Source organism: Xanthomonas campestris pv. asclepiadis (assembly GCF_020784175.1).
Classification (GTDB): Bacteria; Pseudomonadota; Gammaproteobacteria; order Xanthomonadales; family Xanthomonadaceae; genus Xanthomonas; species Xanthomonas campestris_D.
In genome coordinates, this window is record NZ_JAJGQM010000032.1 from 54,987 (window position 1) to 61,540 (window position 6,554).

Genomic DNA, 6,554 nt, shown 5'->3' on the forward strand with positions numbered 1-6,554 from the left:
AAGACACCACTCATCATGAAAAAGCTGCTCCCCACTTCAACCGCCGGTAGCCTGCCCAAGCCCTCCTGGCTCGCGCAGCCGGAAAAACTCTGGTCTCCCTGGAAGCTGCAGGACGCCGAACTGACCGAAGGCAAGCAGGACGCATTGCGCCTGTCGCTGCAGGAACAGCAGCATGCCGGCATCGATATCGTCAGTGATGGCGAGCAGACCCGCCAGCATTTCGTCACCACCTTCATCGAACACCTCAGCGGCGTCGATTTCGAAAAGCGCGAAACCGTCAGGATTCGCGATCGCTACGACGCCAGCGTGCCGACCGTGGTTGGCGCGGTCAGCCGCCCCAAGCCTGTCTTTGTGGACGATGCCAGGTTCCTGCGCGAGCAGACCCGGCAGCCGATCAAATGGGCGCTGCCTGGCCCCATGACGATGATCGACACCCTGTTTGATGCGCACTACAAAAGCCGCGAAAAGCTGGCATGGGAATTTGCCAAGATCCTCAATGAAGAAGCCAGGGAGCTCGAAGCGGCCGGCGTGGATATCATCCAGTTCGATGAGCCGGCCTTCAATGTCTTCTTCGACGAGGTCAACGACTGGGGGGTGGCCACCCTCGAACGCGCGGTCGAAGGGCTCAAGTGCGAGACCGCCGTCCATATCTGCTATGGCTACGGCATCAAGGCCAATACCGATTGGAAGCAGACCCTGGGGTCGGAGTGGCGTCAGTACGAAGAGTCGTTTCCCAAGCTGCAGACGTCGTCGATCGACATCATCTCGCTGGAGTGCCACAACTCGCACGTGCCGATCGACCTGATCGAACTTGTGCGCGGCAAGAAGGTGATGGTCGGGGCCATCGACGTGGCGAGCAATACCGTCGAAACGCCGCAGGAGGTGGCCGAGACGCTGCGCAAGGCGCTTCGCTTTGTCGATGCCGACAAGCTCTACCCGTCCACCAACTGCGGGATGGCGCCGCTTGCCCGCGACATTGCAAGAGGCAAGCTCAAGGCCCTCAGTGCAGGCGCCGACATCATTCGTGGAGAGCTGGCAGCCCGCTAGCACACCGGTACTTGCGCTGGACCAGCGGCCGAAGCGATAGGTCCGACGCAAGTTCCATCCTGCCGTCGCCACGGCTGACCACGACCGCCGCAACAAAAAAGCCCCCGCAAGCAGGGGCTTTTTTGTATGCCATCGCGTTGCAGCGATCAGTAATTGACCTGCAGCTGCAGCCGCAGCAGGTCGCCTTCCACCACCGGGTACGGCGCGGTGGTGACGTCGGTGCGCTTCATCTTCGAATAGGCGAACACCAGTTCCAGCGCGTCCATCGGCTGCCACTCGACGCCGGCTTCCACTTCGTCCAGGCGCATGCGCGGCGCATTGGTGTCGAACTTGGAGCCGCCGCGGTAGGTCTGCCACTTCAGGTACGGCAGCAAGGTGCCGTAGCTGCCATCGTGCTTGTACATCGCCTGCACGTAGCCGCCGCTCAGTGAGCGGGTGCGGATGCGTCGCTGTGCGACATCCAGCTCCGGGCCGCGGCCCACCGTCCATTCGGCCTGCAGGCCGAATGGCTGCGGGTAGTAGATGATGTGCGCGGCCACGCGTTGATCGGTGTAGCCGTTCGGGTCAGTGATGGCCGGGGTGAAGCTGCGGCCACCGATGTTGACTGCCGCCGCGGTCGGCACGAAGCGGCCGCTGTAGGCATCGGCACCCACTTCCAGGTACTGGCCGTTGGCGAACTTGAACGGGTAGGTGGCGTGCACCACCGCATGCATGCTGTCGTTGCGCTCGGCGCGGTTGGCGCCCTGGCCGTTGTACACGCCGGCACCGAGTACGCCGTAATCGCCCGAGCCCTTCAAACCGGATTTGACCAGGTCCTGGAAGCGGCCCTTGGCCACGGTGGGGCTGTAGTAGAACACCGCACCGATATCGCGTTCGTCGCGCAGGCCGGAGTTGAGCGCGTCGGCGCGGTCCAGGGTGAGCCGGTTCTGGCTGGACTGCAGGTTCTCCCAGCCGTACGGCATCTTCGACTGGCCCACACGCACGCGGTACTCGCGCTTCTTGTCGAAGTAGATGTCGGCATACGCATCGCGCAGCTGCGCGAAGTTGGAGGTGGTCGACCCGGTCGGCGTGCTCGCAAAATCCGGCTGGAAGTACAGCGACACGTGCTCGTTGAGATCGCCGCTCAGCACCAGGCGCGCGCGACGGATGCCCAGGCTCTGGTCGTTGCCAATAAAGCGGTCGCCGGGTGCGCGCAGATCCCGCGCGTCTCCGCCGATGCCCTGGTTGTAGCGGATCTGCGTGTAGCCGCGCAGGCTCAGCTTGTCGTACCACTTCTTGCCGGCTTCGCTGGCCTTGGCCGGCGCTGTTGCGGGCACGGGCGCAGGTGCGGCCTGGGCGATGGCGGTATCGGCTGGCACCGGCGCTGCGGGGGCGGGCGGCAATGCCGGGGCGGCCGGCATCGCCGACGCCGGCAGCTTGCCGTTCTCGTCCACCTGCACGAACTTGCCCAACTTGTCGCGCCCCGGGGCCGGCTCGGCGAAGATCTGCTTGGTCTTGCGGTCGACGTACAGCTCCAGCTCGGCAGCCAGGGTGCTGCCACTGGCGGTCGCGCTGAGGGCGCACAGGACGGTGGCGAGATTGCGTTTTTTCATGGGTCCGGCTCGTGCAAGGGAAACGGGTCGGCGGCAGCATCAGGCCGGCGCTGCCCAGCGGGGCGGCGAACACGGCACCGGCACGCCACCAGGGCGACCGGTCGTCCTGACGGTGCGGCAATGCGTGCAGTTATATTTAGATTTGATGTCAGTTTGGTGACATCGGCAGTCTGCACAGCGCAAGGCTGTGTCAGCTGCGTGTCCGGCGCGTGTCAGTTGTGCGACGCGCAGAAGGCGGGCCCATCGACGCGCGGAGTGGGCAGCAGGCGCCGATATGACGCTTTGGTTGCTGCGTCCCCTTTGGGCCTGCGGTGTCATGAGGAGATGGTGCCGCTAGCTGCAGCTGCCAACGCAAGGCCGAAGGCGCGCGCCGTATATGCTCATAGCGCAGCTGTCGTCGCCTCCAACGAGCGGGCGAGGGACAATGAATCAGAACATGGCGAAGGCGGGTCGTCGCCCGCCTTCGCCGGATCACTCAATGCCTGGCAGATTACCGGGCCAGTGCTGCCTCAGGTTGTCGAGCAGCAGCGTGCCAGGGCTCGCCTCAGCCGGCCGGCGCCGCCTGCAACGCCGCCGCCACCGCATCGCGCAGCGACGTGGTCGGGCGGCCGATCAGCTGGCTCAGCGTATGGCTGTCGTCGAACAGGCTGCCGCCACGCGAGGATGCCGAGCACTGCGCCAGCACCTGTGCGAATGCAGCCGGTAGGCCGATCTGCACCAACGCCGCCGCGTAGTCGGCTTCGGGCAGGTCGTGGTAGGCCACCGGCTTGCCGGACTGCCGCGCCACCTCGGCGGCGTACTCGGCCATCGTGAAGGCGGTATCGCCGGCCAGCTCGTAGACCTTGCCGGCCTGCGGCGTGTCGGCGGCCAGCACCGCTGCGGCGGCCTCGGCATAGTCGGCGCGCGTGGCCGCACTGATCCTGCCCTCGCCGGCGCTGCCGATCACCGCGCCATGCGCCACTTCGGCCGCGATCGAACCGGTGTAGTTCTCGGTGTACCAGCCATTGCGCAGCAGCACGTGCGGCACGCCGCTGTCGCGCAGCAGCGCTTCGGTGGCCACATGCTCGGGTGCCAGCGACAACGTGCTGGTATCGGCGTGCAGCACGCTGGTGTAGGCCAGCAGGTCCACGCCGGCACGCTGGGCCGCCTCGATCACGTTGCGGTGCTGCGGCACGCGCTCGCCCACCGCGTTGGACGACACCAGCAGCACCCGGCCCACGCCTGCGAAGGCCTGATCCAGGCTCTGCGGGTCCGCGTAGTCGGCGCGACGCACAGTGATGTCGCGTTTTGCGAACTGCGCGAGTGACGCAGTATCGCGGGCCGTTGCTACGATCCGAGCGGCCGGGACACGCGCCAGCAGTGCTTCGACCACCAATGCGCCCAGCTGCCCGCTGGCGCCAGTGACGAGGATCAGGGGGGAGGTGTGTGCCATGGTGAACTCCAGTAGGTATTGATAAGAGGTGTGGTCTACTATCTAGACTCTTGGTCCGCGCACCTATTGTCAGGGCCGTTCGAACCTCCGCAAGGAGGCAGTTTTCCACCCCCTGGTTACCGTGAGATATCCCAGTGAACGCGATTGCTCTGTTTCCACCGCCGCCGTCCCTGCAAGGCATGCCATTCGACGCCACCAAGTGCCCGGTGCGCGACGTGCTCGATCAGATCGGCGACAAATGGACCATGCTGATCCTGCTGACGCTGATCCCCGGCCCCTCCCGCTTCAGCGCCATCCAGCGCGCCGTGCCGGACATCTCCAAGCGCATGCTGACCCAGACCCTGCGCAACCTCGAGCGCAACGGCATGATCACCCGCAAGGTCTACGCGACCAAGCCGCCCAGCGTGGAATATGCCTTGTCCAAGCTCGGCGTGGCGCTGCTTGGGCCGATCTCGCAGCTGCTCAACTGGGCAGGCGAAAACCATGCGGCCATCCGCTCCGCACGCGAACGCTTCGATCATGCCCAGCAGCCGGCGGTTGCGCTGGATGCCGACGAGGCGCTGGCGTAAGCGCCGGCCCGCGGCGTTGCTAAGGGAGATGGCGGCGCTGACGGCCAGGTGGTAGGTCAGCGCGTTGGTTGATAGCCGGGTGCGCGTAAACATGTGAACGCGTACTCACAAAATCCCGTGCCGGATAAACGTCTGGTAGCGCAATCACGGCGACCGTAGCCCGCAAACCCTTGCGGCGTAACGGGCCGGCCGCGCGCTATCACCGCCATCGCTAATTTCAATCGCACGCCTGCTCAAGCGCATGCACCGGTATCCGATAAGGGCTCACCTGATCTCGTGAATCCGCCGCGCCATGCCTGTCTTCGGCACCTTGTCCGCCTCAACGCGACGCACCCTTGGCGCTGCCCTGCTCGCGCTATGGTGCGGCTGGATCGCCGTGGCCTGGACCACGCCACCTGCGCATGCCAACGACGTGGCAAGTGCGTGGACGCAGGTCCAGGCCAGCCTGCCGGCCGCGCAGCAGACGCCGATGCTGATCGGCGTCGCAGGCGCCTGTGCGTGTAGCGATCTGGCCGCTGATCGCGCCTGGGCCGTGCTCAGCAGCGCGGTGCGCGCGCGTGGCGGGCAGGTGCGCATGCTCGACACCCCTGCGTTGCGTGGCAGCGGCTATGCCGTGTGGCTGCTCGGCGCCGACGGCCAACCGCGCTATGCCGGCCCTGCAGACGGTGGCGCCGTCTGCGGCACGGCTGGCGCTGCGGAGTGGTCGCGCTGGTTACCCGATGTCCTGGCGCGCACCCCGGGTGCCGCGCTGGTGTCCCCTTGTCCTTGTGCCGTGGAGTCGCTGTCATGATGGAACTGTCCGCATCGGCACCGCCGACCTCCACCTACGCCACCCGCCTGGCGATCAAGGCCGACCGCTTGTTTCTGTGGCTGGCCGTGCTGCAGGGCGTCGGCTCGCTGGGCCTGGCCTGGTACCAGGGCCAATGGACCACGTTTGTGGCCGTCACGTTGCCCAGCCTGTTGCTGATGGCCTGGCAAGTGCAGGCCAACCCCGGCACACGGCTGACCCGCATCACCAATGCGCTGGTGCTGATGGCCCTGGTCGCGGCTACCATCCAGCAGGCGCATGGCCTGGTGGAAATGCACTTCGGTGTATTCGTGATCCTGGCGCTGCTGCTGTACTACCGCGACTGGCTGCCGGTGGTGGTCGCGGCAGGCGCCATCGCCGTGCATCACCTGGCGTTCTACTGGCTGCAATCGCGCGGCATGCCGGTGCAGGCGTTCACCGTCGGCAGCGGCTTCGGCATCGTGGTGCTGCATGCCGGTTATGTGATCGTCGAAACCGCCTTCGTCTGCGTGATGGCGATCCAGCTGCGCCGCCAGGTCGATGCCCTCGACCACGAGGCCGAGGCACTGGTCGAACTGGCCGACACCCTGGCCACCGGTGCGACCTTGCCGCCGGCCATCCTGCAGCAGCCCTTCCGCAGCGGCTCGCTGGCGCAGGCCCTCGTGCGCATGAGCGTGCAGGTGGAAGAGCGCATCGCCCAACAGCAGCAACTGCTGCTGGAAAATCGCCGTATCCGTCTGGCGCTGGATGCTTCGGCGATGGCGGTGGCCATCGTCGACGGGCAGGGCGCTGCCATCTACCGCAATCAGTCGTTCCAGCAACTGAGCACGCAGGTCGACACGCAGGTGCTGCACAGCGCACTGGCCGATGCGGTGCAGGCCGGGCATGACGCCGGCACCAGCAGGACGCGCGCGCTGGCGGCGCTGCAGCTGCAGGAAAACATCACCCCCGTCCGCGATCACGACGGCGCCTCGCTGGGCGTGGTGGTGGAGTGGCAGGACCGCACGCAGGATCTGGCGCTGGAAGAGCAGCTGGCCACGGTCATTGCCCAGGGTAATCCCCCCACTTCTAGCGGTCGCCAGAAGTGGAGCTAAGTGGCCATCGCCAACTTCATGGCAGGCGTGATG

General features: G+C 66.1%; 6 protein-coding genes. 4 read left to right on the top strand and 2 right to left on the bottom strand.

Features of this window, described 5'->3' with window-relative positions:
- Positions 1-15 precede the first annotated feature (15 nt).
- Positions 16-1,047: a methionine synthase gene (locus LL972_RS14595; protein ID WP_228328203.1), complete on the top strand. Its 1,032-nt coding sequence runs from the start codon at positions 16-18 to the stop codon at positions 1,045-1,047.
- A 146-nt stretch (positions 1,048-1,193) separates the two neighbouring features.
- On the opposite strand, the gene LL972_RS14600 is transcribed toward LL972_RS14595, so the two are convergent.
- The gene (locus LL972_RS14600; protein ID WP_228328204.1) at positions 1,194-2,639 is read right to left on the bottom strand and encodes an OprO/OprP family phosphate-selective porin; all 1,446 of its coding nucleotides are present in this window, start codon (positions 2,637-2,639) and stop codon (positions 1,194-1,196) included.
- A gap of 544 nt (positions 2,640-3,183) precedes the next feature.
- Positions 3,184-4,071, bottom strand: a complete 888-nt coding sequence (locus tag LL972_RS14605) for an SDR family oxidoreductase (RefSeq protein WP_228328205.1) — start codon at positions 4,069-4,071, stop codon at positions 3,184-3,186.
- 134 nt (positions 4,072-4,205) lie between these two features.
- Between LL972_RS14605 and LL972_RS14610 the strand changes: the two genes are divergently transcribed.
- The 3 genes from LL972_RS14610 (at position 4,206) to LL972_RS14620 (ending at position 6,521) form a co-directional block, all read left to right on the top strand.
- Positions 4,206-4,640, top strand: a complete 435-nt coding sequence (locus LL972_RS14610) for a winged helix-turn-helix transcriptional regulator (RefSeq protein WP_046345376.1) — start codon at positions 4,206-4,208, stop codon at positions 4,638-4,640.
- 292 nt (positions 4,641-4,932) lie between these two features.
- Positions 4,933-5,430: a hypothetical protein gene (locus tag LL972_RS14615; protein WP_115675703.1), complete on the top strand. Its 498-nt coding sequence runs from the start codon at positions 4,933-4,935 to the stop codon at positions 5,428-5,430.
- On the top strand, positions 5,427-6,521 hold the full coding sequence (locus LL972_RS14620) for a hypothetical protein (protein ID WP_228328206.1): 1,095 nt from the start codon (positions 5,427-5,429) through the stop codon (positions 6,519-6,521). The genes LL972_RS14615 and LL972_RS14620 overlap by 4 nt, the downstream gene beginning before the upstream one ends.
- The last annotated feature ends 33 nt before the right edge of the window (positions 6,522-6,554 follow it).

What these genes read in the sequence shown, in the direction of transcription:
- LL972_RS14595 (WP_228328203.1), top strand. Translation starts at nt 16, where the DNA reads ATGAAAAAGCTGCTCCCCACTTCAACCGCCGGTAGCCTGCCCAAGCCC.
- LL972_RS14600 (WP_228328204.1), bottom strand. Translation starts at nt 2,639, where the DNA reads ATGAAAAAACGCAATCTCGCCACCGTCCTGTGCGCCCTCAGCGCGACC.
- LL972_RS14605 (WP_228328205.1), bottom strand. Translation starts at nt 4,071, where the DNA reads ATGGCACACACCTCCCCCCTGATCCTCGTCACTGGCGCCAGCGGGCAG.
- LL972_RS14615 (WP_115675703.1), top strand. Translation starts at nt 4,933, where the DNA reads ATGCCTGTCTTCGGCACCTTGTCCGCCTCAACGCGACGCACCCTTGGC.
- LL972_RS14620 (WP_228328206.1), top strand. Translation starts at nt 5,427, where the DNA reads ATGATGGAACTGTCCGCATCGGCACCGCCGACCTCCACCTACGCCACC.